This is a genomic window from Sphingobacterium alimentarium, assembly GCF_004342685.1.
Classification (GTDB): domain Bacteria; phylum Bacteroidota; class Bacteroidia; order Sphingobacteriales; family Sphingobacteriaceae; genus Sphingobacterium; species Sphingobacterium alimentarium.
Genome location: NZ_SMBZ01000097.1, coordinates 1 through 1,754, shown reverse-complemented (window position 1 = coordinate 1,754; position 1,754 = coordinate 1). Strand labels below are relative to the sequence as shown.

Sequence of the window (1,754 nt, the reverse complement as noted above, 5' to 3'; positions counted from 1 at the left end):
TTGACGGTACTAAAATGAGCCACTGCTGTTGGTTAGTTTCTAGAATACAAAATCGTAATCTAATTATATAAATACAAATCTAAAGGACGGTACTGTTTTATCTAATATTAGGTAAACTAAATTTAACATACAAAGTATTTTAAGTTTTATATCTTTGATCAATATTAGTTTTTGACTATATATTAGCTTTAATTATGCATTCTCTACCTAAAGAAATTATTTATGCTGTAATACAAGGTGATAGAAAAGCTTTTCAAGTTTTATATAACAACTATGCTCAATTTGTATATCAGGTTTCGTATAAAATTTTGAGAGAAACTTTTCTTGCTGAAGATGTGGTACAGGAATGCTTCGTGAATTTATGGATTAATAGACAAAATATAGATGAGCAAAAGGAAGTTACTTCCTTTATTTATGTAATAGCCAAAAGAATATCACTAAATAAATTACGTGAGGTAAAATATAAATCAATTTATCTCGACCAGGTTTCAGTACACCATATAAATGATGTTCAAGAAAAAATTGAATACTCAGAATTTGAAAAATCAATTATCTCAAAAGTTGCATTATTACCTAAACAACAAAGAATAGCATTTGAATTAAGTAGATTCGATGGCTATACACATCAGCAAATCGCAGAAAAAATGGGAATCTCCCCAAATACGGTTAAAAACCATATTTCTCAAGCGTTAATATACTTAAGGAAATATGTGTCTTCAACTAAGTATGAAATACCTTTTTTAATAATTTATTTTCTATCCGACTAGTCGTACTGTCCCCGATATGTGTACTACATAAAAAGACTGTATTTTGGACTACCAAAGACTTAATTTATTATATCAGAAATATTGTACTAATTCTTTAAATCCTGAAGAATTTGAGGAATTTATTCAATTAATTGACGAAGTTGATGAAGAATATCTTCTTTCAATATCAGCAGATAATATGGGAAATAATTCCGATAGAGATTTTGCTCATGATGAAGTCTTTAATCGTATTATTAATCAAATTGACGAATTAGAAAAACCGAAAAAAGATTTTTATAATAGAAAAACTAGAACTTTATATTATAAAGCTGCAGCCAGCATTGCAATACTCTCTGTTTTCTCTTATTTTCTTTATACTTATCTGGATAAATATAAAGATGCTCATGAAACAGAAGAAGTTTATAAACTTGTAACTAATAATAATTCCCTAACATTAAAGAATGATAATAGTAATATTGAATTTGCAGATGGTAAAACTTTAGATTTAGATTTTTTGCCAAATGACAGCATTTATTACAAAGGAATATCTATAGTTCGTACTGGTGAAAACGAACTTATTATAAACAAAAAGGCTGGAATCGCTGACTTTGATATCCATACTTTCCACATGTTTGCTGCAAAAAAAGGATCTACTTTAAAATTAAGATTACCCGATAGCTCTATTGTACAACTTAATTCTGGCTCTAGTATTAAAATATCTTCAAATTATGGTATTAGCAATCGTAATGTAATGCTTAAAGGAGAGGGATATTTTGAAGTAGCGCATAATAAGCAAACACCTTTTATCGTGGAAGTAAAAGACGCTAAAATAAATGTTTTAGGAACAAATTTTAATTTATCTGGATATGACCAAGATAATCACGTAAAAGCAACCTTAATTAGTGGATCAATTGTATCCGGCCTATCAAGTACATATTTAAATAACGTTTTTTAGGTTCTACATTTGCTTGCATGAATTTATCAATAAGTAAACGCGAGCGGATGCTT

The 1,754-nt window shown here is 28.4% G+C and carries 2 protein-coding genes; both read left to right on the top strand.

All coding sequences use genetic code 11. The annotated features are described in order from the left end of the window. Window positions 1-194: 194 nt before the first annotated feature. Entirely contained in the window at window positions 195-767 is a 573-nt protein-coding gene (locus EDC17_RS16705) for an RNA polymerase sigma factor (protein WP_132779363.1), read from the top strand. A 43-nt stretch (window positions 768-810) separates the two neighbouring features. Then, window positions 811-1,701 (top strand): FecR family protein, encoded by an 891-nt coding sequence (locus EDC17_RS16700; RefSeq protein ID WP_132779361.1) that lies wholly within the window; start codon window positions 811-813, stop codon window positions 1,699-1,701. The last annotated feature ends 53 nt before the right edge of the window (window positions 1,702-1,754 follow it).

Bases quoted from the DNA above. Each gene is read 5' to 3' on its own strand.
- EDC17_RS16705 (WP_132779363.1), top strand. From the start codon at position 195: ATGCATTCTCTACCTAAAGAAATTATTTATGCTGTAATACAAGGTGAT.